The sequence below is a fragment of the Providencia vermicola genome (assembly GCF_010748935.1).
Lineage (GTDB): Bacteria > Pseudomonadota > Gammaproteobacteria > Enterobacterales > Enterobacteriaceae > Providencia > Providencia zhejiangensis.
In genome coordinates, this window is record NZ_CP048796.1 from 3,361,256 (window position 1) to 3,387,102 (window position 25,847).

The 25,847-nt window shown below is 42.0% G+C and carries 25 protein-coding genes; 19 read left to right on the forward strand and 6 right to left on the reverse strand.

What is annotated here, in order from left to right; translation table 11 throughout:
* Nucleotides 1-35: 35 nt before the first annotated feature.
* Nucleotides 36-749 (forward strand): NUDIX hydrolase, encoded by a 714-nt coding sequence (locus G3341_RS15190; RefSeq protein WP_163862795.1) that lies wholly within the window; start codon nt 36-38, stop codon nt 747-749.
* Nucleotides 750-1,195: 446 nt separating this feature from the next.
* Here G3341_RS15190 and G3341_RS15195 read toward each other — a convergent pair whose 3' ends face one another.
* The 5 genes from G3341_RS15195 to G3341_RS15215 form a co-directional block, all read right to left on the reverse strand.
* Nucleotides 1,196-1,492 (reverse strand): hypothetical protein, encoded by a 297-nt coding sequence (locus G3341_RS15195; RefSeq protein WP_154635680.1) that lies wholly within the window; start codon nt 1,490-1,492, stop codon nt 1,196-1,198.
* Nucleotides 1,493-2,447: 955 nt separating this feature from the next.
* The gene (locus G3341_RS15200; protein ID WP_163862797.1) at nt 2,448-2,948 is read right to left on the reverse strand and encodes a protein disulfide oxidoreductase; all 501 of its coding nucleotides are present in this window, start codon (nt 2,946-2,948) and stop codon (nt 2,448-2,450) included.
* 7 nt (nt 2,949-2,955) lie between these two features.
* On the reverse strand, nt 2,956-3,684 hold the full coding sequence (locus tag G3341_RS15205; RefSeq protein WP_163862799.1) for a DsbA family protein: 729 nt from the start codon (nt 3,682-3,684) through the stop codon (nt 2,956-2,958).
* The gene (locus tag G3341_RS15210; protein ID WP_163862801.1) at nt 3,681-5,738 is read right to left on the reverse strand and encodes a protein-disulfide reductase DsbD family protein; all 2,058 of its coding nucleotides are present in this window, start codon (nt 5,736-5,738) and stop codon (nt 3,681-3,683) included. The genes G3341_RS15205 and G3341_RS15210 overlap by 4 nt, the downstream gene beginning before the upstream one ends.
* A gap of 47 nt (nt 5,739-5,785) precedes the next feature.
* On the reverse strand, nt 5,786-6,181 hold the full coding sequence (locus G3341_RS15215; protein ID WP_154622629.1) for a metal resistance protein: 396 nt from the start codon (nt 6,179-6,181) through the stop codon (nt 5,786-5,788).
* 483 nt (nt 6,182-6,664) lie between these two features.
* Between G3341_RS15215 and G3341_RS15220 the strand changes: the two genes are divergently transcribed.
* The 9 genes from G3341_RS15220 to nadD all read left to right on the forward strand — a co-directional run bounded on the left by G3341_RS15220 (nt 6,665) and on the right by nadD (nt 16,140).
* A complete protein-coding gene (locus G3341_RS15220; protein ID WP_154622628.1) occupies nt 6,665-7,558 on the forward strand; it encodes a glutamate/aspartate ABC transporter substrate-binding protein in 894 nt (297 codons plus the stop codon).
* A gap of 114 nt (nt 7,559-7,672) precedes the next feature.
* Nucleotides 7,673-8,413, forward strand: coding sequence for an amino acid ABC transporter permease (locus tag G3341_RS15225; RefSeq protein WP_154622627.1), 741 nt, complete (start codon nt 7,673-7,675; stop codon nt 8,411-8,413).
* A 1-nt stretch (nt 8,414) separates the two neighbouring features.
* Nucleotides 8,415-9,095, forward strand: a complete 681-nt coding sequence (gltK, locus tag G3341_RS15230; protein WP_154622626.1) for a glutamate/aspartate ABC transporter permease GltK — start codon at nt 8,415-8,417, stop codon at nt 9,093-9,095.
* Nucleotides 9,092-9,817: an amino acid ABC transporter ATP-binding protein gene (locus tag G3341_RS15235; protein WP_154622625.1), complete on the forward strand. Its 726-nt coding sequence runs from the start codon at nt 9,092-9,094 to the stop codon at nt 9,815-9,817. The genes gltK and G3341_RS15235 overlap by 4 nt, the downstream gene beginning before the upstream one ends.
* A gap of 175 nt (nt 9,818-9,992) precedes the next feature.
* Nucleotides 9,993-10,523, forward strand: coding sequence for a GNAT family N-acetyltransferase (locus G3341_RS15240; protein ID WP_154622624.1), 531 nt, complete (start codon nt 9,993-9,995; stop codon nt 10,521-10,523).
* 802 nt (nt 10,524-11,325) lie between these two features.
* Nucleotides 11,326-13,908, forward strand: a complete 2,583-nt coding sequence (gene leuS, locus G3341_RS15245; RefSeq protein ID WP_163862804.1) for a leucine--tRNA ligase — start codon at nt 11,326-11,328, stop codon at nt 13,906-13,908.
* A 12-nt stretch (nt 13,909-13,920) separates the two neighbouring features.
* On the forward strand, nt 13,921-14,460 hold the full coding sequence (gene lptE / locus G3341_RS15250; RefSeq protein ID WP_163862806.1) for an LPS assembly lipoprotein LptE: 540 nt from the start codon (nt 13,921-13,923) through the stop codon (nt 14,458-14,460).
* Nucleotides 14,460-15,494: a DNA polymerase III subunit delta gene (gene holA / locus G3341_RS15255; protein ID WP_163862808.1), complete on the forward strand. Its 1,035-nt coding sequence runs from the start codon at nt 14,460-14,462 to the stop codon at nt 15,492-15,494. Before lptE ends, holA begins: the two co-directional genes overlap by 1 nt.
* Complete coding sequence (nadD, locus tag G3341_RS15260; RefSeq protein WP_154622621.1) at nt 15,484-16,140, forward strand: nicotinate-nucleotide adenylyltransferase; 657 nt, start codon at nt 15,484-15,486, stop codon at nt 16,138-16,140. The genes holA and nadD overlap by 11 nt, the downstream gene beginning before the upstream one ends.
* Here nadD and G3341_RS15265 read toward each other — a convergent pair.
* Nucleotides 16,131-16,841: a YbgA family protein gene (locus tag G3341_RS15265; protein WP_163862810.1), complete on the reverse strand. Its 711-nt coding sequence runs from the start codon at nt 16,839-16,841 to the stop codon at nt 16,131-16,133. The two genes, nadD and G3341_RS15265, sit on opposite strands and share 10 nt — an antisense overlap.
* A gap of 356 nt (nt 16,842-17,197) precedes the next feature.
* Between G3341_RS15265 and rsfS the strand changes: the two genes are divergently transcribed.
* The 9 genes from rsfS to lipA all read left to right on the forward strand — a co-directional run bounded on the left by rsfS (nt 17,198) and on the right by lipA (nt 25,787).
* Complete coding sequence (gene rsfS / locus G3341_RS15270) at nt 17,198-17,524, forward strand: ribosome silencing factor (RefSeq protein ID WP_163862811.1); 327 nt, start codon at nt 17,198-17,200, stop codon at nt 17,522-17,524.
* Between the two features lie 2 nt (nt 17,525-17,526).
* Nucleotides 17,527-17,997, forward strand: coding sequence for a 23S rRNA (pseudouridine(1915)-N(3))-methyltransferase RlmH (gene rlmH / locus G3341_RS15275; RefSeq protein ID WP_004917624.1), 471 nt, complete (start codon nt 17,527-17,529; stop codon nt 17,995-17,997).
* A gap of 32 nt (nt 17,998-18,029) precedes the next feature.
* Nucleotides 18,030-19,919, forward strand: coding sequence for a peptidoglycan DD-transpeptidase MrdA (gene mrdA / locus G3341_RS15280; RefSeq protein WP_154622617.1), 1,890 nt, complete (start codon nt 18,030-18,032; stop codon nt 19,917-19,919).
* A gap of 4 nt (nt 19,920-19,923) precedes the next feature.
* Nucleotides 19,924-21,036, forward strand: a complete 1,113-nt coding sequence (mrdB, locus tag G3341_RS15285) for a peptidoglycan glycosyltransferase MrdB (RefSeq protein ID WP_163862812.1) — start codon at nt 19,924-19,926, stop codon at nt 21,034-21,036.
* Nucleotides 21,037-21,049: 13 nt separating this feature from the next.
* Nucleotides 21,050-22,030, forward strand: a complete 981-nt coding sequence (gene rlpA / locus G3341_RS15290) for an endolytic peptidoglycan transglycosylase RlpA (protein WP_154622615.1) — start codon at nt 21,050-21,052, stop codon at nt 22,028-22,030.
* 194 nt (nt 22,031-22,224) lie between these two features.
* Nucleotides 22,225-23,436: a D-alanyl-D-alanine carboxypeptidase DacA gene (gene dacA, locus G3341_RS15295; RefSeq protein ID WP_154622614.1), complete on the forward strand. Its 1,212-nt coding sequence runs from the start codon at nt 22,225-22,227 to the stop codon at nt 23,434-23,436.
* A 96-nt stretch (nt 23,437-23,532) separates the two neighbouring features.
* Nucleotides 23,533-23,796: a DUF493 family protein YbeD gene (gene ybeD / locus G3341_RS15300; protein ID WP_163862813.1), complete on the forward strand. Its 264-nt coding sequence runs from the start codon at nt 23,533-23,535 to the stop codon at nt 23,794-23,796.
* 336 nt (nt 23,797-24,132) lie between these two features.
* Entirely contained in the window at nt 24,133-24,696 is a 564-nt protein-coding gene (gene lipB / locus G3341_RS15305; RefSeq protein WP_375097500.1) for a lipoyl(octanoyl) transferase LipB, read from the forward strand.
* Nucleotides 24,697-24,821: 125 nt separating this feature from the next.
* Nucleotides 24,822-25,787: a lipoyl synthase gene (gene lipA / locus G3341_RS15310; RefSeq protein ID WP_154622612.1), complete on the forward strand. Its 966-nt coding sequence runs from the start codon at nt 24,822-24,824 to the stop codon at nt 25,785-25,787.
* The last annotated feature ends 60 nt before the right edge of the window (nt 25,788-25,847 follow it).

Sequence of the window (25,847 nt, forward strand, 5' to 3'; positions counted from 1 at the left end):
CATCAACATAAATCTGCTTTTATGGTCATAACACTATGAATGAACAAGAATATTTAGCTAAATATGACAGAAACGCCTATCTTTCCCCGCTTGTCACTGTGGATGGCGTCCTGTTTACCTACCATGAAGAAACGCTGAAAGTATTGATTGTTGAACGCGCGAATTATCCGGATAAGGGGATGTGGGGATTACCTGGCGGGTTTATTGATGAAACTCAAGACAAAACACTTGAACACGCTATTTTACGCAAGCTGAAAGAAAAAACGGGGGTCATCCCACCTTACATAGAACAACTCTGCACTATTGGTAATGATAGCCGAGATAAACGAGGCTGGTCAGTAACGGTTTGTTATACCGCTCTTATCGCCTATCAAGCATGCCAACACGATATTGATAGTGTTGAGTCGGCTAAATGGGTGACAATTGACGAAATTGAAAATATGCCACTGGCCTTTGACCATAGTGAACTCTATCGACAAGCACGTGAACGATTAAAACAAAAATCGCTATATTCAATTGTGCCAGGGTTTGCCTTACCTGACGTTTTCACACTGACAGAATTGCAACGCGTTCATGAAGTTCTCATTGGTAAAACACTGCAAAAAAAATCTTTTCGTCGTCGCTTAGAACAAGCCGACTTATTAATTGATACCGGAGAGAAACGCCAAGAAACAGGTAGACCAGCAAACTTATATCGTCTAAAACCGGAATCAGCAGATTACCGTTTTATCCGTAATTTGGAGTTTTAATCTTAATACTATAAAACCTTGTGTGTATTTTTAATACAGGGTTTTATATTACCAAACACTATACTGTCATACATCGATAAATATGATGATATATCCCAGTTCATTAATTGATTGGCTCTGGTCGCTCAAATCATTGCAAAAATGATATCGCTCACGAGAAAATTAATTTGCAAATGAGTTTATTATGCCATATTCATTTTTTATTAAAAATAGTGACATACTCAATATAAAAATGCGTTCTATTCCCCTCCGCATCATTCATCCGCAAATAACATCATCTAATATGGCATTTTTTAAATTAAAGCATTTTTCTCACTCAGCTTAATAAGCTATAACCTTATTTTTTATTCTTATCGAGTAATGATGACTACTTCCCCAAGACTAGAAGACTTGTTTAATAAAAGTAGTCATCATCAATTAATTATTTTTTAAAATGATAATAGTGCTTATTTATATCGACAAATAGCAATACCAACCGTGTTACTCGGTACATTTTCATTAGGTGGAAGGAATATAATTTCCAATTCCATTTTATCTGCTGGTTTTGAGTTTAGTTTACACTCTGTATAATAGTTCCAGTACGCCATAAATACCTCTGCGGATCCACCAAGAAATTTGAGATCACCTTTAATAGGTGGTGATAAGAACTCACTACCATCCATTTTTTGGTAACTAAATTCAACCACGATTCCCTCAGAAGAAGTACCAGAAATCGAATATATATTTTTAACAATATTAGTCATCTTACATTCCTTTTTTAAATTAATATTTAACTTGCACCATTAACAATAGTATAAGTTGGTAAAATTTAAATTAAATAAAATCAAAAAAGACAATGTTTTTTATTTTCATTTTGTTTTTTATCTTTATGCAGTTTGCGCTCTCATTAAGAACGACTACCCTGTTAAAATTCCACCATGACTTTCTTATTTAGATTTTCGATTTACCCATACTGAATTTGTTTATTCAAAATAAAGTTAAATTACTCAATTCCTTTTCGATTAATACTCATAATGTCTAACCAAATTAAATCTGTAACATTCTCTAATTCTGATTAATTAAAGTCGCCCCGACAAATATTAACTTATCAAAAGCATTTTAATTCATTACTCGATTATTTATCGAGCATGTATTTTTATCAATATTAAAAATAGTCATTTATCTATTATCATTAAACACCTTATCTTGCCAAATAGTAACCATAAAAACAGATAAGCATTCCTAACAGAGTGATGCTATTACCGGTTTAATCAAAAAAAGATAAGTTACGTGGAGACGTGAGATAACAACGTCAATATAGGCGATAAGCAAACGTACCCAAAATACCATTATAGAACACGAGAAAAGCATTGTAACAGTAGGCTTTTCAAGCCCCTCAGCTAAGCTTAATGCGCCATTTAAGGATAAAAAAGCCTTACTTAGATTGAATCAAGAAAGGCTAATTTGATAATGAGTCACACCATGATGTATTAGCCGTTTGGGATAAGAGCGATACGTCTATATAAATTAAGGGCATAGTAAAGTAATATTTTTAAGCTGATAACCGCGCTCACTAACGTAAAAAATAATACGCTCCAAATCGCGTTAACACGTTTTAAATTCACTTATACAATGCTTCTTTGCAACGACGTATATCGCTCAGCCTAATCCCTCACGCAAATTTGATAACACTGTCAAACCTTCTAACGAAGACATTCATTAAAAAGAAGCCATCCACAGGCGTGCTTTAAGTCCCCAATAGCTAGTGTAGCCACTGGTAAAACTGACCATTTCACCTTTATCAATAATCATAAATGTCGGCGTAGCACTTATACCAACGGCATTAGCGAGTTGCCCATTCATGTCATTAATGACAGGAAAATTAAGGTCCTTTTTTTCCATTCCCACCAACAAGCGTTGGCTATCACCTGAACGTATCGCAACAGAAATAACAGGAACACCTGATTTGGCTATATCAGCAACAGTCGGTGAGGTGATTTTACACATCCCACACCAAGTTGCCCAAAAATAAACCAAAACAGGCTGTTTTTTGCTTAATTCTGCTAACGAGACACTATCGCCTGTTGCAAGCATTTGTGGCTCAAGCAAAACGGGAGCTAGGCTTTCAGGTTTTCGCCAAAAATCCATTACCGTAAAGACGATGAACAGAATCACCACCAAACCAATAATTTCTTTTGACCACTTTCTCAGTCTAGCCATATTTTCCTTACTTAACTTTTTCTAATTGCGCTTTAACAATTGCTTCCAGTTGTTGAGTATCAATAGCTCCTGGGATCATTTCATCGCCAACTAGAGTTGCAGGTGTCCCATTAACCCCCAGTTTTTCAGCCAATATCATATTCGTACGGATAGTCTCCATGCTCTTATCATTAGCAACCAGTTTCTCGTTACCCGTTGCCTTCAATGCTTGCTTAATGTTTTCATCCGTTAACATTCCTTGTTTTTGCATAAATTTTTGATGCAAGGCTTGGAATGCTTTTGGATCTTTTTCCCACAATGTCAGCGCTAATTGTGAAGATTCAACAGACGTTTTACCTTTAAATGGTAGTGGCTTTATCACCACCGCAACATCTGGGTATTTCTTCACTATCTCTTCTAACTGAGGGTCAAAACGCTTACAGAATGGACAGTTATAATCGGTAAAGTTAACTAAAACTAATTTAGCGTCTTTAGCACCGATACGAGGGCTTGCAGGGTCATTAAACAGCTTATCATGCTCAGCTTTAAGGGTTTCTTTCATCTGCGCTTGCTGCTTTTCGCCTTGTTTAGCTTGCAACGCAACAATCGCTTCTTCTAGTATTTCAGGATTTTCAACCAACGTATCACGTACCAGTTTGCGAACTTGCGCTTCTTGGTCTGCTGTTAATGGAGCCGCATGAGCAGTTGCACCAAACACTAGCGATGAAAACAGGACAGCTACAATCGTTTTTTTCATTTTTCGGCTCCTTTGGCCTCATTCATAATTGATAATAAAACGTCACGATCAAGTATTGTTGACAGTATTTCACCCTCTGCCAACTTAGGGCCATAAATTTGGTTAAATGGTACGGCCACTTGCCCACGCTTTTGTAAAAACGCGGTAATTTCAGGTGAGGGTTTAGTCCAATCCCCTCTTAATGCCACAACATCTGGCTCGTTTAATAATTGCTGTACATCATCTCTCAACAATACATTATATTTATTTGCCTTACAGGTCACACACCAATCAGCAGTTACATCGATGAACACACGCTTATTTTCTGACAGGGCTTGTGTTATCGCCTCTTCACTTAAAGGCTGCCAATTCACATTATCTTGTACAATATTGCGGCTACCCGTGGTTTGTTCCATGGTCACCCAAGCGAACCCAGCCGCGAGCAACGCAAACAATACAAATGCGACAGATGCCGCTCGTAAACTGTATTTTTTCCAAATAAATGCAACTAGTAATAATAAAAAGACAATAGCGATTATTAATGCAGCTATTTCACCGAAATGCGGGATCAGCAAACTGATCAACCATAAGCATGACAACAGCATCATCATACCAAGGATGATTCTAAGTTTATTCATCCACGCGCCAGGCTTAGGTAGTAGACGTGAAATCGCAGGGAAAGCAGCGATCAGTAGCCAAGGCAAACTCATTCCTAAACCAAGCGCAGTGAAGACAAGCCACAACTCTTCGATAGGTGCCGCCAATGCAAATGCCACTGCTGTGCCCAAAAATGGTGCGGAGCATGGCGTAGCAAGTAACGTCGCAAATACCCCTTGCCAGAAATGTCCACGATTACCCTGTCCCCCCGCAGTTGCTAAACGCGTGTTCGCCTTACTGCCTAAGTGGATTTCGAACAAACCAAACAAGTTAGCCGTGAAGATTCCGGTGATTAAGACCATAAACCCGATAAACCAAGGATTTTGGAACTGGATCCCCCAGCCTACGGCTTGCTGACCTACCCGTAATAACGTCATTAACAACGCGAGTAACCAGAAGGATACAAGGATCCCCGAGGACGATAGGAGGAACTGCCGGCGGATAGTTTTTTGTTCACCTTGCGGCACCATTAAAACTGAACCGAGTTTCATGGCAAGAACAGGCAATACACAAGGCATCAGGTTTAAAATCAAACCACCCAGCAAGGCAAAGGCGAGGATCTGCCACAGTGGAATAGCCTGCCCGCTATTTCCTTGATTAATTACCCCTGAAAAAGGCGTAGCGGGTACATCAATTTGTTGTGAGAGTTCACCCTCTGTGACAACAAAAGAGATATTTTTTCCTGTAAGATCAGGTGCTTTATCTCCCCAGTCATCACTGACGTCAATCGTCGCGGTCAATTTTCCATCCGCAACACTCACCTTCGGAACGCCTAACGTTGTTCCTTCTGGTGTGTCAGTGAAGATCCCAGCGTTGTGACGCCAAGGTTCCCCAGAGGCCTTTTGCAGCTCAATCACTAATTTATCGCCAGTGAATCCAACTGTCGGATCTTTCACTAAGCCTTTGGATGGCGGAACACTCCCCATCGCTTGATTAAACGCCCATTCAAAGTTTGAAGGCGCAGGCTCGGTTAAATCAAGCTCAAAAGGGTAATCCGTTAAGATGCAGACATTACTACAAGTCGATAGCGTTAACACACCCGAAAGTTTATTAAGCTTTTCATCCACATCGACAATAATAGGGAAAACAACATCCCCCATATAGCCCTGCGTTGAAATCCCTGCGACATCAAAACGCCCTGGAGCTGGCCACTGCCACTCCATATTCTTGATAAGTGATTGCCAATTGATCTCAGGGGCTATCCCCCCTTCTCCTGGAGAACGCCAATACGTTTTCCACCCATCCTGTAGTTGGACATCCAATAATAAAGCCACTTTCCCATCTTTTTGAGAAGCGCTTAAAAAACGTACTTTTGCGTGATCATTATGTTTATCTGTCAACCAGCCAGTATCCGCAGCATGTATCATGCCAGATAAAAGAGCAGACAAAATAATTAACGCATTAATAAAAAAACGCATAATTCCTCCAGAATAAAAAACACCAACATGCCGAACGCAATGGTGTTCTAATCTCGAAGATTACAATATTGTAGATGAAGTCTAACTTTAGGTGGTGGGTGCTTATCTTCACGATTTGTTCGACGTGAGAATAGATTAGAGCAAAAAAGACTTAATGCAGCGATTGATAGAAATAAAAAGAAAAAGGGTTCAATAACCGCTGGCGTTAATGTTAATAGGGATTTTGCACTCAACTCACAGGTAGACAGGTGAGAGCCTTTATCGTCTATTTGTGGGGTTTGGAAAATAGCTGACGGTGCATTCTGTTGCAGCTGTATAACAGGGGATTGAGGCGAAAAATGGGCGAAAAGACGCTCTCCGAGGGCTCTTTGGTTCATACAAAGTAAAACCATCAGACAGGCGAGTAATACTAATCCTTTGCCTAATTTAAGTTGCCTGTTCATGCGTGTCTCTATCTATTCGTCCTGAAATGCACACTGTTAAATACAGATTAGTTAATCCACTATTAAAATTTAACCAATTTACTAAAGGTTACATCTTACACAGCAAACGTCCTTACACAAGTAACATAATCTAACTTTACAAATCCCCGTCAGATTTATCCATTTTCTCTAAAAACTGGTACGTAAAATGCATTATAACTTTACGACATCGAAAAATAAGCTTGTTTTTCACTCTAATGGTGCATAACTCGCTTTTTTAGCGCATTTTTCCCAGCAATAGTGCAACAAATTAGGAACTGCCCAAATAATATGCGAGACAGCTCCCGATTTTGAAACAATTCGTTTTCATTATTTAACATTTTTATTTAGTTTTTAACAATAAAAAAACATACAGCCGATGATCGCGACTCCAATTGAATCAACGAGACATCAGCAAGCACAACAAACAAGACAGATACCCGACCTCAGAAAGGAGCTGTAACTATGCGTATGAGCAAGATTGTATTATCTATGATGGTGTTAGGTGCGACCTGTGCCGTTCAAGCCGAAGAATTGACCGGTACACTAAAAAAAATTAACGACAATGGTGTCATTGTTGTCGGGCACCGTGAATCATCAGTGCCATTCTCTTATTACGATAACAGCCAAAAGGTGGTTGGTTATTCTCAAGACTATTCCAACGAGATTGTTAACGCGGTCAAAAAGAAACTTAATAAACCTAATCTTGAAGTTAAACTCATTCCAATCACATCACAGAACCGCATTCCTCTATTACAAAACGGTACCTATGACTTTGAATGTGGCTCAACCACCAATAATTTAGAAAGACAAAAACAAGCCGCTTTCTCAAATACTATTTTCATTGTAGGAACTCGCCTACTGACTAAAAATGACTCCGGAGTCAAAGATTTTGCGGATCTCGCGGGTAAAAACGTTGTCGTCACTTCAGGTACAACGTCTGAAATTTTACTCAATAAACTTAATGACGAAAAAAATATGAAGATGCGCATCATCAGTGCAAAAGACCACGGTGACTCTTTCCGTACACTGGAGTCTGGCCGTGCCGCTGCCTTTATGATGGATGACGCATTACTAGCAGGTGAGCGTGCGAAGGCGAAAAAACCCGATATCTGGGAAATTGTAGGTAAACCACAGTCTGAAGAAGCGTACGGTTGTATGCTGCGCAAAGATGACCCTCAATTCAAAGCACTGGTCGATGAAACTATCGCGAAAGTACAAACAGATGGCACCGCTGAGAAGTCATTTAACCAGTGGTTCAATCAACCTATTCCACCAAAAAATCTTAACTTAAAATTCACGTTATCGGATGAAATGAAAACACTATTCAAATCACCTAATGACAAAGCTCTAAACTAAATAAAAAAGACAAACAGGGTGTTACTGAAGTGAGATTTGCAAGGCGGTCGTTCCCCGCCTTGCACTTTCTTACCAGTAGTAGGGTCAATCTAATTGCCCACAGGAAGTAGAATTATGTCAATTGATTGGAATTGGGGGATTTTCCTACAGGAAGCCCCATTTGGGAATACCACCTATTTAGGTTGGTTATTATCTGGCTTAGAAGTTACCGTCGCACTTTCCATCTGTGCTTGGATCATCGCATTTCTCGTCGGTTCATTTTTTGGCATCTTACGGACTGTTCCAAATCGCTTTCTCGCGATGACGGGAACTGTTTACGTTGAGCTATTTCGCAATGTGCCTTTGATTGTACAGTTTTTCACTTGGTATTTAGTGATCCCAGAGCTGTTACCTCAATCTATTGGTGATTGGTTTAAAATGGATTTAGATCCTAACTATCAATTTTTTATCTCTTCTACGCTGTGTCTTGGTTTATTTACTGCTGCTCGTATGACTGAACAAGTCAGAGCCGCTATCCAATCATTGCCAAGAGGACAAAAAAACGCCGGCCTCGCGATGGGACTGACTTTGCCACAAACTTATCGCTATGTGCTGTTACCCAACGCATACCGAGTTATTCTGCCACCCATGACGTCTGAAATGCTTAACCTAGTCAAAAACTCGGCCATTGCTTCAACTATCGGCCTAGTTGATATGGCGGCACAGGCAGGTAAATTGCTGGATTACTCTGCACATGCTTGGGAGTCATTCACCGCGATCACCCTCGCCTACGTTGGCATCAATATCGTTATTATGGTGTTAATGACCTTGCTCGAGCGTAAAGTTCGCTTACCTGGCACATTAGGAGGGCGATAATATGTTCTATGAATTTGATTGGAGCTCCATCGTACCAAGCTGGCCATTCTTACTCGATGGCTTAATTATCACAGCGAAAATCACCATTACAGCGATTGTGGTAGGGATACTGTGGGGAACCGTTCTTGCCGTAATGCGACTTTCGACATTCAAACCAATTAGCTGGTTTGCGGCACTGTACGTGAACACCTTCCGCTCTATTCCATTAGTCATGGTGTTATTGTGGTTCTATTTAATTGTGCCTAACTTAGTCCAAAATGTTCTAGGCATATCGCCAAAAAGTGATATCCGTTTAATTTCAGCAATGGTAGCCTTCTCGCTTTTTGAAGCAGCCTATTACTCTGAAATTATTCGAGCAGGTATCCAAAGTATTTCACGAGGCCAAGCTTCTGCGGCATTGGCTCTCGGTATGACGAATATGCAAACCATGAGGCTAGTCATACTACCTCAAGCCTTCAAAGCTATGATCCCACTGTTATTAACACAAGGCATTGTGCTATTTCAGGATTCATCATTAGTCTATGTGCTGAGCTTAACGGATTTCTTCCGTACCGCCACCAATATCGGCGAACGCGACGGTACACAGGTAGAAATGATATTGTTTGCAGGCTTGGTGTACTTTATTATCAGTTTCGGCGCTTCAATGCTGGTGAATTATCTTAAGAAAAGGACTGTTTCATGATTACCCTGAAAAATATATCCAAATGGTATGGCCAATTTCAGGTACTTACTGACTGTACAACTGAAGTCAAAAAAGGTGAAGTTGTCGTGGTCTGTGGGCCATCTGGTTCTGGTAAATCCACATTAATAAAAACGGTGAATGGCCTTGAGCCCGTTCAACAGGGTGAAATTTTTGTAAATGGTATCCAAGTCAATGATAAAAAAACTGATTTGGCAAAACTACGTTCTAAAGTGGGTATGGTCTTCCAACATTTCGAGCTATTCCCTCACCTATCTATTATCGAAAATTTAACACTTGCCCAAGTTAAAGTGCTAAATAGAAGTAAAAAAGAGGCTGAAGCGAAAGGGTTGAAATTGTTAGAGCGTGTTGGGTTGGCAAACCATGCTAATAAATTTCCATCCCAGCTTTCCGGTGGTCAGCAACAACGTGTGGCGATCGCTCGTGCTCTATGTATGGACCCTGTAGCGATGCTATTTGATGAACCGACATCAGCACTTGACCCTGAAATGATCAATGAAGTGCTTGATGTTATGGTCGAATTAGCCAACGAGGGTATGACCATGATGGTCGTTACCCACGAAATGGGTTTCGCTAAGAAAGTCGCTAACCGTGTGATTTTTATGGATGAAGGTAAAATTGTCGAAGACAGTAAAAAAGAAGACTTTTTTGCTAATCCAAAATCAGAAAGAGCGAAAGATTTCCTCGCGAAAATACTGCATTAGTGGTGACTAATTCCTATTCCAAGCCATAGGGAGAGACTGTCTCTCTATGGCTTCCTCCCTGCACGACACGCTTATCCCTTTCTATTTTTGTTTATCCAAAGATTATTGCCCCCTAATACATACTGATATAGATTAGAAATCCAATTAATATCAATTTAATAATCTAAGAACCATAATGAAAAATATTCAGCAAATAACAATTACCCCTTTGCAAGATGATGCTGTTCTGGATATTTCGGGCTGTCATTTTACTGTGATGATAACCGATGAGTTACTCCATCCCTATGAGGATATCAACAGGAAAAAAGCAATTAAGCCCTACCTAAAGGATTATCATTTTTCTCCTGAGCAATGGTTGAATGAACAAGAGAGTTTAAGTGCTTTATATGTTGCTAAATTGGGTGATAAAACTATTGGCTATGCCTGTGCAAGTCTTTGTTGGAATGGCATGGCACAACTTGATGAATTGGCTATCGATGAGCCATATAGAGGTAAAGGTATCGCCAAACAATTACTCGAAAAAATTGAAGCTTGGGCAATCGATAATGGCTTAACCCATATCAGATTAGAATCTCAATCCACCAATACCACCGCCGCTAAATTCTACTACAAGCACGGTTTTCGCATTCATGGTTATGATAAGTCACTCTATTTGTGCACGGAAAATGCGCATGAAGTCGCATTATTTTGGTATAAGACATTATAAACATTAACGCACCATGTTTACTTTTATAAATAAGTTGCCCCACCTTTCGGATGGCGATATTCCATCCCTCAAAACGATGCCAAATCAAAAAGAGAGACGCCTTCAGTGCAAGTCACGCTTACGCCTTATTCTTGTGGGCTTGAACGTCGTTGATGGAAAGTATCAATTTCGCAAATTGAATAAAAAAATGGGCGGTTTGCTTTGTGTTAACCGCGTATTCCGTTCGTTTATCTTTTTCTTCTAAAATAGTGATGCCTCCCTACATCTTCAGCAAGCAGGCAGTGATATCTTTTTGCTCTGTTGTATCTATCTGTCAAAGCAACCTTAAATTTCACTGTACCACAATAGTACTGGGCGTAGATTTCAATCATCACTCTCTCCCTAATAGCATATGCAAAAACGCAATCAATAGATTAAGGTCGTTAAACAGATTAAATGGGTTTTCTTCATTGATTTGATTTATTGATGCTTTATTTGGTTTCTAGGGCATCTTTGCACTTTAGCACTAATAAAATAGAATGAATAAATACGCCACCCTAGATATTGGGCAATATTTGCTAATTTTTGAGTTTTTTTTGCGTAAAACACTACCAATCTTACTGTTTTTTGGTTAAGTTTGATGCTCATCGGAATAAAATATTCTGACTCCGCCCCCCAAAAACAATATCCAGCTTCCCCCACCGGTTCAGCTAATCAACTATTGTTGTTTTAGGGTATGATCCGCTATGCTATGCGGATCTAAATTATAGAAAGACATTAACGCTACTGAGTAGCATTTATTCACCATAGGATTATCGGTGCCATGCAAGAACAATATCGTCCAGAAGATATAGAGCCTAAAGTACAGCGTCACTGGGATGAAAAAGCCACATTTAAAGTGACAGAAGACAACAGCAAAGAGAAGTACTACTGCCTGTCCATGCTACCTTACCCTTCTGGTCGACTACACATGGGCCATGTGCGTAACTACACTATGGGTGATGTTATCTCCCGTTATCAACGCCTTTTAGGTAAAAACGTCTTACAACCTATTGGTTGGGATGCTTTTGGTTTACCCGCAGAAGGCGCGGCTGTAAAAAACAATACAGCTCCTGCACCATGGACCTATGCCAATATCGATTACATGAAAGGCCAGTTGAAAATGCTGGGGTTTGGCTATGATTGGGATCGTGAAGTTACCACTTGTACGCCTGAATACTATCGTTGGGAACAGTGGTTTTTTACTAAGCTGTATGAAAAAGGCTTAGTTTATAAAAAAACCTCCGCAGTAAACTGGTGTCCGCACGATTTAACTGTTCTCGCGAACGAACAGGTTATTGATGGCTGCTGCTGGCGCTGTGATACGCCCGTAGAGCGCAAAGAAATCCCTCAGTGGTTTATCAAAATCACCGATTACGCTGAAGAATTGTTGAACGACCTCGATAAACTCGATGATTGGCCTGAACAAGTCAAAACAATGCAACGTAACTGGATTGGCCGTTCTGAAGGGGTTGAAATCACCTTTAATGTTGCCGACCGTGATGACAAACTAACCGTATACACAACTCGTCCAGATACCTTTATGGGCGCCACCTATGTTGCCGTTGCGGCAGGTCACCCATTAGCCCAAGAAGCCGCAGCAAACAATGCAGAATTAGCTCACTTTATCGATGAATGCCGCAACACCAAAACAGCAGAAGCTGATATGGCAACCATGGATAAAAAAGGTATGGCAACGGGCCTGTATGTTATCCATCCGCTAACTCAAGAGAAATTGCCAATTTGGGTGGCTAACTTTGTATTGATGGAATACGGCACAGGCGCAGTGATGGCAGTACCAGCTCATGACCAACGTGACTGGGAATTTGCACATAAATATCACCTACCACTTAAAGCCGTTATTGCTGACGCAGAAGGCAATGAGCCAGATATCTCCCAAGAGGCGATGACTGAAAAGTATGCGTTGATCAACTCAGGTGAATTTAGCGGTCTCGACAATACAGCAGGGTTCAACGCGATTGCCGATAAGTTAGTGGCTATCGGTGCTGGCCAACGAAAAGTGAACTATCGCCTACGTGACTGGGGCGTTTCCCGTCAACGTTATTGGGGTGCCCCCATTCCGATGGCGACATTAGAAGATGGCACGGTTGTACCTGTTCCTGAAGACCAACTGCCGGTTATTCTACCTGAAGATGTTGAAATGAATGGTATCACCAGCCCAATCAAAGCAGATCCTGAGTGGGCAAAAACAACCATCAACGGTCAACCAGCGCTACGTGAAACAGATACATTTGATACCTTTATGGAATCATCTTGGTACTATGCACGCTATACCTGCCCACAATTTGACGAAGGCATGTTGGATCCGGCAGCAGCAAACTATTGGTTGCCAGTAGACCAATACATTGGCGGCATTGAACACGCGATCATGCATCTGATGTATTTCCGTTTCTTCCATAAATTGATGCGCGATGCAGGTCTAGTCAACTCTGATGAACCGGCAAAACGCTTACTATGCCAAGGCATGGTACTGGCAGATGCATTCTACTATATCGGCAATGATGGTCAGCGCGTCTGGGTTTCACCTACCGATGCGATTGTTGAACGCGATGATAAAGGTCGTATCACCAAAGCGGTTGATAACGAAGGACATGAGCTGGTTTACACTGGCATGAGCAAAATGTCTAAGTCGAAAAATAACGGTATCGATCCACAATTGATGGTCGAAAAATATGGCGCAGATACCGTCCGACTGTTTATGATGTTTGCAGCACCACCAGAGTTAACCCTTGAATGGCAAGAATCTAGCGTCGAAGGTGCAAACCGTTTCGTCCGTCGTGTATGGCGTCTTGTTCACGAACATTCACAAAAAGGGGCCACTCAACCGCTGAATATTGATTCATTAACGACTGAGCAGAAAGACTTACGCCGTGATTTACATAAAACGATTGCCAAAGTCACCGATGACTTTGATCGTCGTTATGCCTTTAATACGGCAATCGCTGCCATCATGGAGTTCATGAACAAACTGGTTCGTGCACCACAAGAAACAGAGCAAGACCGTGCATTAATTCAAGAAGCTCTGGAAGCCATTACCTTGATGTTGTCGCCAATCATTCCACATGCTTGCTTTGAAATGTGGCAAGCACTGGGTCACAAAGAGGATATCGATTTTGCTCGCTGGCCTATTGCTGACGAAAACGCCATGGTTGATGATACCAAGCTGGTCGTGATCCAAGTTAATGGTAAAGTTCGTGGACGTATCACCGTGCCTGCGGATGCCGAACAAGATTTTGTTTTAGATATGGCGAAAAATGAGTATAGCGTCTCGAAATATCTCGAAGGCGTGACTATCCGTAAAGTAATTTATGTACCAGGTAAATTACTCAACTTGGTTGTTGGCTGATAAGGAGGCCAGGTGCGCTATCTGATAACTTTATTGCTGAGCCTGTCGGTGCTAGTCACCGCTGGCTGTGGTTTTCGTCTTCAAGGAACAACACAGATCCCTGACGAGCTGAAAACATTACAGTTAAGTTCGAATGCACCTTATAGCTCTCTAACCAGAGCCGTTAGGGAGCAACTCAGGCTGAATAATGTCAAGCTAGTGGAAAACGGCAGCGCTGATATCCCGATTTTAAAAATTACGGGATCGTCAGAAAAAACGGAAACCGTCTCGATTTATCAGGATGGTAAAGCCGCTGAGAAGCAATTAACTTTCGTTCTCAATGCGCAAGTTATGATGCCAAATGGCTCAGTTTATCCATTACAAACCCAAGTTGAGCGTACCTTCTTTGATAACCCATTAGAAGCTCTTGCAAAAGATGCTGAAAATGAACTGGTTAAACAAGAAATGCGTGAACAAGCTGCACGTATGTTAGTACGTAAGCTGTTAATCGTTCATACCGCAGAACTTGAGAAGGCTAACGCTAAAACGACAGTCCCTGTTGTTGAGCCATAATGATCCGTATCTATCCTGAACAGCTGGCCTCTCAGTTACAAGATTCACTGAAAGGCCGCTATTTAATCTGGGGCAATGAGCCCCTATTAATTCAAGAGAGCCAAGATGCGATTCGAAAAACAGCCCAAAGTCAGGGGTTCGAAGAACATTTTACTTTCTCACTTGAGCCACAGACTGATTGGGATGAAATTTTTAGCCTCTGTCAGGCTCTCAGTTTATTCGCCAGCCGCCAATCGTTAACCTTAATTTTGCCTGAAAACGGGCCTAATGCTGCCATGGCTGAAAAGCTGACTCAGCTAGCTCAATTACTCCATCCTGATATTCTGTTATTGCTGCGTGGACAAAAACTCACGAAAGCTCAAGAGAATAGCGCTTGGTTTAAAGCTATAAGCAATGAAGGTGTCTATGTCAGTTGCTTAACCCCTGAATACCAACGATTGCCGCAATGGGTAGCTAAGCGCGCCAATACTATGCACCTAACCTTAGAAACAGAAGCGAACCAACTGCTTTGCTACTGTTATGAGGGGAATTTACTGGCATTAGCTCAAGCCCTAGAGCGGCTATCATTACTTTATCCCGACGGTAAGTTAACATTGCCACGCGTCGAAACAGCGGTCAATGACGCAGCTCATTTTACGCCTTATCATTGGGTCGATGCACTATTAGCGGGTAAATCGCGCCGTGCTTGGCATATCTTAGAGCAGTTACAACGCGAAGATACCGAGGCTGTGATTTTACTGCGTGCTATCCAGCGTGAACTAATGCTTTTACTGACTTTAAAGCGCCAGTCAGCGACAGCATCATTAAAATCCTTATTTGACCAACACAAAATTTGGCAAAACCGCCGCCCATTACTGACGGCAGCATTACAGCGGCTAAGTTTACATCAATTACAATCGGCTCTTCTTTTGCTAACCCAAGCAGAACTACATGCTAAACAAGACTTTAGTCACTCGGTGTGGCCAGATTTACAATCCTTGTCTATGTTAATATGTACCAAAGCCTTACCAGAGAGTTTTATACATGACCTTTAAGCACAAAGGCCTTCAAGCGTTATTTGGTGGGACATTTGATCCAATACATTACGGCCATCTACGCCCCGTTGAAGCACTGGCAAAACAGGTGGGCTTGCAAAAAGTGATCTTACTTCCCAACCATGTTCCCCCTCATCGACCACAACCAGAAGCGAGTCCAGCTCAAAGGTTAGAAATGGTGCGCTTAGCGATACAAGATCAGCCACTTTTTACCATTGATACGCGGGAACTTGAGCGTAATAGTCCATCCTATACCATAGAAACCTTAACCGCATTGCGTAAAGAAATGGGCCCAGAGCAACCATTAGCCTTTATTATTGGACAAGATTCACTCTTATCGATTAATACATGGCATGGTTGGGAACAACTGTTGGATAATTGTCATTTATTAGTTTGTTCACGTCCGGGTTATGCCGCAAATTTTAGCGAACCACAAATGCAAGCATGGCTCAACAAACACAAGACAGACGATACCAATAAACTAAGCCAAACACCAAATGGATATATTTTTCTTGGTGATACTCCATTAGTGGATATTTCAGCGACAGAAATCCGTAATAATCTAAATAATGGCAATGTAAATGAAAACCTTATTCCCGCTGCGGTGATGGCTTATATAAAACAACAGCACCTCTATCAAAATTGATGTAATGCTCTGACTTTTTCACATCCAGAGTAAGGGGATAAATAAAATTGCTCACTGAGATAGCTATCAGGATACTGAGTGAGCAATTGTAAAATCATCGATAACGGATTATTGATCGACAAATAGCCTTCTTGGTAATCGTTAATTAGCCATCTTAAACGTGTTTTTTCGTCCTTGGTCGCTTTATATTTAAAATAGCCTTGTATATGCGAAATGGCATTCACCTGTCGTTTCCGTGTGGGGGTCGTGGCTAAAATGCTGAGTAATTGCGTTCGATACTGGCGATAAAAACCCGTTAATTCACTCCCTTTTGGTATGCTAGCAACCAATTTTCCTGTCGTTTGATAGCCTTTGGGCGAATATGCCATTAACAAATATTTATACCTGCTATGAAAACGAATCACTTGATGATGAGTCAAATGACCGCTTAATTGAGCTAGACGATGTCCCGTATGCAACTGGATCAGGAAACGATCAAGATGCTCAGGGCATTGCCATTCAACGGTCGTTAATATAGGCGTATTTTCAGGAAGGTGCTCAAGTAGCTGCGCGCGAACAGCCTCACTGCAAATCACCCCGTGATATTTAAGCGGCATATCCAAAAGCTCACCCACGGGCAGTAAATTCATATGCTCGGTGGTTAGTTGAATAATATCCTCTGTGGGATAATCGATATCGCCAAACAAAACTACATCAAACATAATCATTTCCCATCTATTTTTATTTCGCTAAATTAAAACAAACCTTGCTGATTATTACCTGTATGGCTTTGTAAAGTTTGTACAAATCTCTTGCCCTAAGCGCTGGTTATTCATATAAATCACACTCGATAAGGAATATAAAATAATTTAGCCGATTTTTCTGAAAATCTAGGGTAAAATGTTCAAACCTTAACAGGTATATTACAAACAGTGTTTAACGTCGTTATATCCGCCATGCGTCAAGTTGTATCTGTATTGGCAACGCTAAGCTATTCGTTTCATTCAAATGGCTTTGCTTGACCACCAAAACACAACTGATTAGGTTATGTCGTGGCTGAGTATAATTAGAATAAAAGGTGAACCTTTTGCAAGGAACTGAACTCCAACAATTTATTATTAATCAGCTTGACGATGCAAAAGCTGAAGATATTATCTCGATCGATGTGCATGGGAAATCGAGTATCACTGACCAAATGATCATCTGCACTGGCACATCTAGCCGTCATTTAATGTCTGTTGCGGATCGATTAATTGAAGCTTGCCGTAAAAATGGTTTACAGCCTTTAGGCGTTGAAGGTCAAGGGATTTCCGATTGGATTGTCGTTGATCTGGGTGAAGCGATTGTTCATATCATGCAAGATGAAAGCCGTCGTATGTATGAACTTGAAAAACTCTGGAGCTGAGTTTGAAATTACAACTCATCGCTGTAGGAACAAAAATGCCGGACTGGGTTCAGACCGGCTTTATGGATTATCTTCATCGTTTTCCTAAAGATATGCCGTTCGAGCTAATTGAGATTCCAGCGGGAAAACGAGGAAAAAACGCAGATATTAAACGTATTCTCGAAAAAGAAGGTGAGCTAATGCTGGCAGCTGTCGGCAAAGGTAATCGGATTGTCACATTGGATATACCGGGTGAGAAATGGGATACTCCCAAGCTCGCTAACCAACTTGAAAATTGGAAACAAGATGGACGCAACGTTAGCCTGCTGATCGGCGGCCCGGAAGGACTTGCGCCTGCTTGTAAAGAAGCTGCCATGCAAAGTTGGTCATTATCTCCACTGACACTCCCCCACCCTCTAGTGAGAGTGCTTGTTGCAGAAAGTCTGTATCGTGCGTGGAGTATTACGACTAACCACCCATATCATCGGGAGTAGTCAGTTTTTAATATGTTCAATATGGCAGTGGGATGAAAAATCAACGCACCCCTTTTCGCGACCATACAGCTGAATCAATGTTATTTATTCGCCGAGCATTAATTGCCTTTGGCGTCATAGTGCTATTAACAGCTGTTCTTGTCACTAACCTTTATCATATACAAGTTGTTCGCCATGAAGATTATCAAACAAGATCGAATGATAATCGGATCAAACTCGTTCCCATTGCCCCTAGTCGCGGTATTATTTATGACCGCAACGGAACTCAACTCGCTTTAAACAGTACTTTTTATCAACTGGAAATCGTGCCTGAAAAAGTGTCTGATCTCCAAGAGACACTCGATAAACTACGTGATGTCATCGGCCTAACCGATGAAGATATCGCCAACTTTGAAAAAGAGCGAAAACGTTCTCGTCGCTTCACTTCTATCCCTCTCAAAACCCAGCTCAATGAAGTGCAAGTCGCACGTTTTGCCGTCAATCAATATAGGTTCCCAGGCCTTGAGGTTAAGAGCTATCAACGTCGTTCCTACCCTTATGGTTCTGCATTAACCCATGTCATTGGTTATGTGGCTAAAATTAACGATAAAGATGTTGAGCGCCTTGATAAAGACGGAAAACTTGCTAATTATGCCGCCAGTCATGATATCGGTAAATTAGGTATCGAACGCTACTATGAAGATGTGTTGCATGGAAAAACGGGCTATGAAGAGGTTGAAGTTAATAGCCGTGGCCGAGTGATTCGCCAATTACATGAGCAACCCCCTCAAGCAGGCCGCGATATCTATTTGACTATCGATCTTGAACTGCAAATTTATATTGAGAAATTACTAACAACCAGTCGTGCTGCCGTTGTTGTCACAGACCCTCGCAATGGTGAAATATTAGCGTTAGTTTCTAACCCAAGTTATGACTCGAATTTATTTGTTAATGGTATCTCAAATAAAGATTATCAGGCACTACTCAATAACCCCGATAGGCCACTGATCAACCGAACAACACAAGGGCTGTATCCACCCGCTTCAACGGTGAAGCCATTTATTTCTGTTGCGGCCCTCAGTGAAAAGGTGATCACACCTTCCACAACCATTTTCGACCCAGGTTGGTGGCAGCTCCCCGGTTCCGAAAAACGCTACCGTGATTGGAAACGGTGGGGGCACGGTAAATTAAATGTGGTTAAATCAATCATTGAATCTGCGGATACGTTCTTCTACCAAGTCGCCTACGATATGGGGATTGATAGGCTATCCGACTGGATGAGTAGGTTTGGTTTTGGTGATTATACGGGGATCGACCTTGCCGAAGAGAGGGCGGGGATTATGCCAACCCGCGAATGGAAGCAAAAACGTTATAAGAAACCTTGGTATCAAGGGGATACTATTCCAGTTGGTATTGGACAAGGTTACTGGACGGCGACCCCAATTCAAATGTCTAAAGCGCTCATGACACTTATCAATGATGGGCAAGTTAAAACGCCACATCTGCTATATGGCACAAAACTAGGCAATGCGATGGTGCCTTATGAAGATAAAGAGACGAAGCAGATTGGCGATATTCACTCAGGCTATTGGGAGTTAGCCAAACAAGGTATGTACGGTGTGGCCAATGCACCAAACGGAACGGGTAGACGTAGTTTTATTGGCACTCCTTACAAAGCAGCAGCTAAATCAGGTACGGCTCAGGTCTTTAGTTACGAAACCTATAATGCGAGCAAATTAGCCGAGCATTTACGTGACCATAAATTAATGATTGCTTATGCTCCTTATGATAAACCGACCGTTGCTGTCGCCATTATTTTAGAAAATGGTGGAGCAGGCCCTGCTGTCGGCGATATCGTTAGGCAGATATTTGACCATGTTCTATTAGGCGACAATAAAACCCAAGTCAACAGCGTATCAACAGGCTCTGAGGAAGACCGTTAACACTATGACTGACGATAAGAAAAAATTATCACTTGCTGCACGTCTACATATTGATGTGCCTATGCTATTAATCATTTTGCTATTGCTTGCCTACAGTGCCTTTATTATGTGGAGCGCTAGTGGTCAAGATCCCGAAATGATGGAAAGAAAACTGGGGCAAATTGCCTCAGGGTTTATCGTCATGCTCATCATGGCTCAAATTCCCCCTCGAGTGTATGAGAACTTAGCGCCTCATTTATATATTTTTTGTGTCATTTTGCTTATTTTTGTCGATGTTTTTGGTCAGATCAGTAAAGGCGCTCAACGCTGGCTTGATCTTGGTATTATACGTTTTCAACCCTCTGAAATTGCAAAAATTGCGGTGCCATTGATGGTGGCTCGCTTTATGAACCGAGATCTCTGCCCACCCTCGTTAAAAAATACGATGATCGCGCTGATACTCATTTTTCTACCTACACTGTTAGTCGCAGCGCAACCCGATTTGGGAACCTCCATCTTAGTCGCGGCATCGGGCATTTTTGTACTCTTTTTAGCGGGTATGAGTTGGCGATTAATTACCATCGCCGTTACCGCCCTTGCCGCGTTTATCCCATTATTATGGTTTTTCTTAATGCACGATTATCAAAGAACGCGTGTGATGATGCTACTCGACCCAGAAAGCGACCCCTTAGGGGCCGGCTATCATATCATCCAATCAAAAATTGCCATTGGCTCCGGTGGTTTGATGGGAAAAGGTTGGCTGCACGGCACCCAGTCACAACTGGAGTTTTTACCTGAGCGTCACACTGACTTTATTTTTGCTGTATTATCGGAAGAACTTGGCTTAATTGGTGTTTTAGTATTACTCGGTCTCTATCTGTTGTTAATCATGCGAGGCCTTTATATTGCAGCCAGCGCCCAAAACACTTTCGGCCGTGTTATGGCAGGTGGTCTGATGCTGATCCTCTTTGTTTATGTCTTTGTTAATATCGGCATGGTCAGTGGGATATTACCGGTTGTCGGTGTCCCCCTTCCCCTTGTCAGTTATGGTGGCTCAGCACTCATTGTTTTAATGGCCGGATTCGGTATTATCATGTCTATTCACACACACAGAAAATTTCTGTCAAAGAGTTTATAAAAAGAGGCTTAGTATGCGTTTTCAATGGATTATGCTTGGCATTACCGCTGCATTACTTAGTGGTTGTGTCACGGAAGAAAACATTAAGCAGCCTAGTAACGTACCGGCTGTTCCTGTTCAAGACGTGCTTGGCGCTGAGCCTCATTATGAACCGTTTCATCCAACAGCCAACAGTGATTATCAACGTAATGGCCAGCAATACCAAATTGTCCGAGATATGTCGCAATTCTCGCAATTGGGTTATGCCTCTATCTTTGGCTCAGAATCAACCGGTAATATGACCGCCATTGGTGAGCGAGTGAATCCGCTTGAGCTTACGGCCGCGCATCCCACTTTGCCAATCCCAAGTTATGTACGCATCACTAATATGATGAATGGCCGCATGATGGTCGTTCGTGTTAATGATCGTGGCCCTTATACACAAGGTAAAAGCATTGCGGTGTCACGAGCAGTCGCTGATCGCCTTAATTTAATGCCAACTACGCGGATCAAAATTGACGCAATTCAAGTGGCACAAGATGGCTCACTATCCGGTCCGGGCACTGTTGGCTCCAACTTTGTTAAGCAAAGTTATGCCCTACCGGGTCGCCCTCAATTAGGCTCAGGTCCTATGGGCACACCTGTGATGGAAAACTTACCCACACCAGAAAACGTCTTACCCGTAAAACAACCCACAGCACCGATGGAGCCCGTTGTTCCTGAGAGTAGCCTCAAGTCACCAGAGCCAGAAGAGCCAGCAGCAGCACCTGTTGCAGCGCCAGCAGTCCCTGAAAAAGGCTATCTCGTGCAGGTTGGTGCAATCGGCAATCAAAACAACGCTAAAACAATGCTAGAGGGTTTAAAAAATCAGTTTGGAGTGCCAGGTCGCTTACAGCCTTACAACAATATTTACCGTGTTCAATTAGGGCCATTTGCCGATAGGCAACAAGCAGTTGATTTACAAGGGCGAATTCAATCTGAGTTAAATCAGACGTCGATGGTTATCGCTCCATAATCAATATAAATTCTGAATAATTCAAGGCGCGGCGTGATGATGAACAAACCATTGCCATCAATAACGCTGCAACTTGAAGTATGACGAGTATAAAATTTATGTAAAACATCGGTGCATAGCATTAATCATTGATGACACTTTTGCTACACTGCGCCTCCTTGTGTTAACCGAATTCCGGATGTAACAATACAAACATGAAAAATTTTGCCCCATCATGCACCGTTCGCCATACCTTACTGGGTGCTGCACTGCTATTTACGATGACGAATCTTGCACAAGCTAATGAGCCATTTCCGAATAGCCCGATCCCTGCTGTGCCTGATATTGATGCCGAAGCTTATATTCTGATTGATTACAATTCAGGTAAAGTGCTTGCTGAAAAAAATGCCGATCAACGCCGTGATCCTGCCAGTTTGACTAAGATGATGACCAGTTATGTTATTGGTCAAGCGATCAAGTCAGGAAAAATTGGTGCAGAAGATATCGTCACTGTTAATGAAGATGCTTGGGCTACAGGTAACCCAATATTTAAAGGGTCGTCGTTGATGTTCTTGAAACCCGGCGATCGTGTTAGCGTTTCTCAATTAACTCGTGGTATTAACTTACAGTCAGGTAACGATGCGTGTGTTGCAATGGCCGATTATGTGGCTGGCGATCAGGCGAATTTCGTTCAATTGATGAATGGCTACGTGAGTAAGCTTGGGTTACAAAATACGCATTTTAAAACCGTTCATGGATTAGATGCCGAAGGTCAATATAGCTCAGCTCGTGATATGGCTTTGATTGGTCAGGCGTTAATCCGTGATGTTCCGGATGAATATGCTATCTACAAAGAGAAAGAATTCACTTTTAATAACATTCGCCAAACCAACCGTAATGGACTGTTATGGGATAAAAGTTTGACGGTGGATGGAATTAAAACAGGCCACACGAATGCCGCGGGTTATAACCTTGTTGCTTCTGCAACTGAAGGTGAAATGCGCTTAATCTCTGCCGTCATGGGCGGTAAAAGCATGAAAGGCCGTGATGCCGAAAGCAAAAAATTGCTCACCTATGGTTTCCGCTTTTATGAAACAGTCAAACCATTACAAGCAGGCGTCGAGTTTGCGTCTGAACCCGTTTGGTTTGGCGATGAAAATAACGTCAAACTTGGTGTTACTGAGGACTTATTTTTAACCATCCCTCGTGGACGTTTGAAAGATCTGAAAGCAAGCTATGATATTTCAACACCTGAGTTGGAAGCTCCGCTGAAGAAAGGGCAAGCGGTTGGTACCATTAATTTCCAACTTGATGGTAAAACGATTGAGCAACGACCTCTAGTGGTACTTAAAGATGTCGAAGAAGGTGGCTTTTTCAGTCGTTTGATTGACTACATCAAATTACTCTTCCATCGTTGGTTTGGTTAACCCTTGAATCAGATAAACACCATCCCCATATAAGGTATATCTGACGTTTGAGGGATGTTTTTCCCTCAAACACTATTATTGTTATTAGGAGCGCACATGAAAACGAAATTAAACGAACTACTTGAGTTCCCATGCTCTTTCACTTACAAAGTGATGGGTTTAGCGGAACCTGAGCTGGTTGATCAGGTCGTTGAAGTGGTTCAGCGCCATGCTCCGGGCGACTATTCTCCAGAAGTGAAGCCAAGTAGCAAAGGCAATTACCACTCAGTTTCGATTACCATTAATGCAACGCATATTGAACAAGTCGAAAAATTATATGAAGAGCTCGGTGCATTAGAACGCGTACGCATGGTTCTGTAATTTACCTTGTATCTTATAAAAAAGCCGAGTCGCAATAGCCACTCGGTTTTTTGCTATTATCTGCTATTGACATTATTTGTAGATCGTTATCAGACAAAGTCTACAGGAATAACCTCTCTTTTTAGCTCGTTTAAAACGCTAATTTATGCTTCACCTTGTAAAAAACAACAAACAGCCGCCACCGTAACATTTTAATAACATGACAGAACTGGCGATAACCCGCGACCAGCGTTATACTACTCGCACATTTCTAATGTGGATGTTAAAACATTGTCAGCACGAACTATTATTGTACGTCAATTAGGGCTTGCCCCTTATCAAAGCGTTTCTGATGCGATGCACCAGTTCACTGAAAACCGCGACAAAGACACTCCAGATGAGCTATGGCTTGTCGAGCACCCGCGTGTCTTTACTCAAGGCCAAGCTGGTAAAGCAGAGCATGTTCTCGCGCCGGGTGATATTCCCGTCATCCAAAGTGATAGAGGGGGTCAAGTGACCTATCATGGACCGGGGCAACAGGTTATGTATGTCATGCTTGACCTTAAGCGTAACAAATTAGGCGTACGCGATTTGGTGACCGCACTCGAAAATACAGTCGTCAAGACGCTCGCTCATTATCACATCGACGCTTACCCGCGCCCTGATGCACCGGGAGTCTATGTCAATAGTGATAAAATCTGTTCTTTAGGATTACGTATACGAAAAGGCTGCTCTTTCCATGGACTCGCACTGAACATCAATATGGATCTTGAGCCTTTTAATCGCATTAACCCCTGTGGCTACGCTCAATTGAAAATGACCCAAGTACGTGATTTCATACCTAATGTGACATTACAAGATGTTCAACCCGTGCTAATTGAACAGTTCTGTGACACACTGGGATTTCATATTGTTCAATAATGATGCTATAATTTTTTAACATTTTTAAAAAAAATTTTAATGGATAAGTAACGGCTCCCATACTTTACATTTCTAATAATCGACTTATCCAATGACTCAAAAAGATAACTGGAACCGGTATAATTATGAGTAAACCAATTCAGATAGAACGCGGAATTAAATATCGTGACGCCGATAAAATGGCGCTGATCCCTGTCAAAAACGTTGTCACTGAGCGTGAAGAAATTCTACGTAAACCTGATTGGATGAAAATTAGGTTGCCAGCCGATTCTACTCGCATTCAAGGGATCAAAGCGGCCATGCGCAAAAATGGTCTTCACTCCGTTTGTGAAGAGGCATCCTGCCCTAACCTATCTGAATGCTTTAACCACGGCACTGCAACTTTTATGATCCTTGGTGCAATCTGCACACGCCGTTGCCCATTCTGCGATGTTGCTCATGGTCGCCCGAATGCACCAGATGCTAATGAACCCGTTAAATTAGCCCAAACGATCAAAGATATGGGGTTACGTTATGTCGTCATCACCTCCGTTGACCGTGATGATTTACGTGATGGCGGTGCTCAGCATTTTGCTGATTGCATTAGCGCTATCCGTGAAAAAAACCCATCAATAAAAATTGAAACATTGGTTCCCGATTTTAGAGGAAGAATGGACCGTGCATTAGACATTCTCACGGCCACACCACCCGATGTTTTTAACCATAATCTTGAAAACGTACCACGTATCTATCGCCAAGTTCGCCCGGGTGCTAACTATGAATGGTCTTTAAAGTTACTTGAAAGATTTAAAGAAGCACACCCCGACATTCCAACTAAATCAGGCTTGATGGTTGGATTAGGTGAAACTAACGAAGAGATTATTGAAGTGATGCGTGACCTGCGTCGCCATGGAGTCACCATGTTGACACTCGGTCAGTATTTACAGCCAAGCCGTCATCACCTCCCCGTTAAACGTTATGTCAGCCCTGCTGAATTTGATGAAATGAAAGAAGAGGCACTGGCGATGGGCTTTACACACGCAGCCTGTGGCCCATTTGTACGCTCTTCTTATCACGCCGATCTACAAGCAAAAGGCGAAGAGGTTAAATAATCGCAAAACGTGTCATCATCTCTCTAAGGCCTCGATTTTCGAGGCTTTTCATTTTATATC

What these genes read in the sequence shown, in the direction of transcription:
- G3341_RS15200 (WP_163862797.1), bottom strand. Translation starts at nt 2,948, where the DNA reads ATGGCTAGACTGAGAAAGTGGTCAAAAGAAATTATTGGTTTGGTGGTG.
- nadD (WP_154622621.1), top strand. Translation starts at nt 15,484, where the DNA reads ATGACCTTTAAGCACAAAGGCCTTCAAGCGTTATTTGGTGGGACATTT.
- G3341_RS15210 (WP_163862801.1), bottom strand. Translation starts at nt 5,738, where the DNA reads ATGCGTTTTTTTATTAATGCGTTAATTATTTTGTCTGCTCTTTTATCT.
- G3341_RS15225 (WP_154622627.1), top strand. Translation starts at nt 7,673, where the DNA reads ATGTCAATTGATTGGAATTGGGGGATTTTCCTACAGGAAGCCCCATTT.
- rlpA (WP_154622615.1), top strand. Translation starts at nt 21,050, where the DNA reads ATGCGTTTTCAATGGATTATGCTTGGCATTACCGCTGCATTACTTAGT.
- mrdA (WP_154622617.1), top strand. Translation starts at nt 18,030, where the DNA reads ATGAAAAATCAACGCACCCCTTTTCGCGACCATACAGCTGAATCAATG.
- G3341_RS15220 (WP_154622628.1), top strand. Translation starts at nt 6,665, where the DNA reads ATGCGTATGAGCAAGATTGTATTATCTATGATGGTGTTAGGTGCGACC.
- G3341_RS15265 (WP_163862810.1), bottom strand. Translation starts at nt 16,841, where the DNA reads ATGTTTGATGTAGTTTTGTTTGGCGATATCGATTATCCCACAGAGGAT.
- G3341_RS15195 (WP_154635680.1), bottom strand. Translation starts at nt 1,492, where the DNA reads ATGACTAATATTGTTAAAAATATATATTCGATTTCTGGTACTTCTTCT.
- lipA (WP_154622612.1), top strand. Translation starts at nt 24,822, where the DNA reads ATGAGTAAACCAATTCAGATAGAACGCGGAATTAAATATCGTGACGCC.
- G3341_RS15205 (WP_163862799.1), bottom strand. Translation starts at nt 3,684, where the DNA reads ATGAAAAAAACGATTGTAGCTGTCCTGTTTTCATCGCTAGTGTTTGGT.
- G3341_RS15215 (WP_154622629.1), bottom strand. Translation starts at nt 6,181, where the DNA reads ATGAACAGGCAACTTAAATTAGGCAAAGGATTAGTATTACTCGCCTGT.
- lipB (WP_375097500.1), top strand. Translation starts at nt 24,133, where the DNA reads ATGCACCAGTTCACTGAAAACCGCGACAAAGACACTCCAGATGAGCTA.
- G3341_RS15240 (WP_154622624.1), top strand. Translation starts at nt 9,993, where the DNA reads ATGAAAAATATTCAGCAAATAACAATTACCCCTTTGCAAGATGATGCT.
- G3341_RS15235 (WP_154622625.1), top strand. Translation starts at nt 9,092, where the DNA reads ATGATTACCCTGAAAAATATATCCAAATGGTATGGCCAATTTCAGGTA.
- gltK (WP_154622626.1), top strand. Translation starts at nt 8,415, where the DNA reads ATGTTCTATGAATTTGATTGGAGCTCCATCGTACCAAGCTGGCCATTC.
- ybeD (WP_163862813.1), top strand. Translation starts at nt 23,533, where the DNA reads ATGAAAACGAAATTAAACGAACTACTTGAGTTCCCATGCTCTTTCACT.
- dacA (WP_154622614.1), top strand. Translation starts at nt 22,225, where the DNA reads ATGAAAAATTTTGCCCCATCATGCACCGTTCGCCATACCTTACTGGGT.
- mrdB (WP_163862812.1), top strand. Translation starts at nt 19,924, where the DNA reads ATGACTGACGATAAGAAAAAATTATCACTTGCTGCACGTCTACATATT.
- leuS (WP_163862804.1), top strand. Translation starts at nt 11,326, where the DNA reads ATGCAAGAACAATATCGTCCAGAAGATATAGAGCCTAAAGTACAGCGT.
- G3341_RS15190 (WP_163862795.1), top strand. Translation starts at nt 36, where the DNA reads ATGAATGAACAAGAATATTTAGCTAAATATGACAGAAACGCCTATCTT.
- holA (WP_163862808.1), top strand. Translation starts at nt 14,460, where the DNA reads ATGATCCGTATCTATCCTGAACAGCTGGCCTCTCAGTTACAAGATTCA.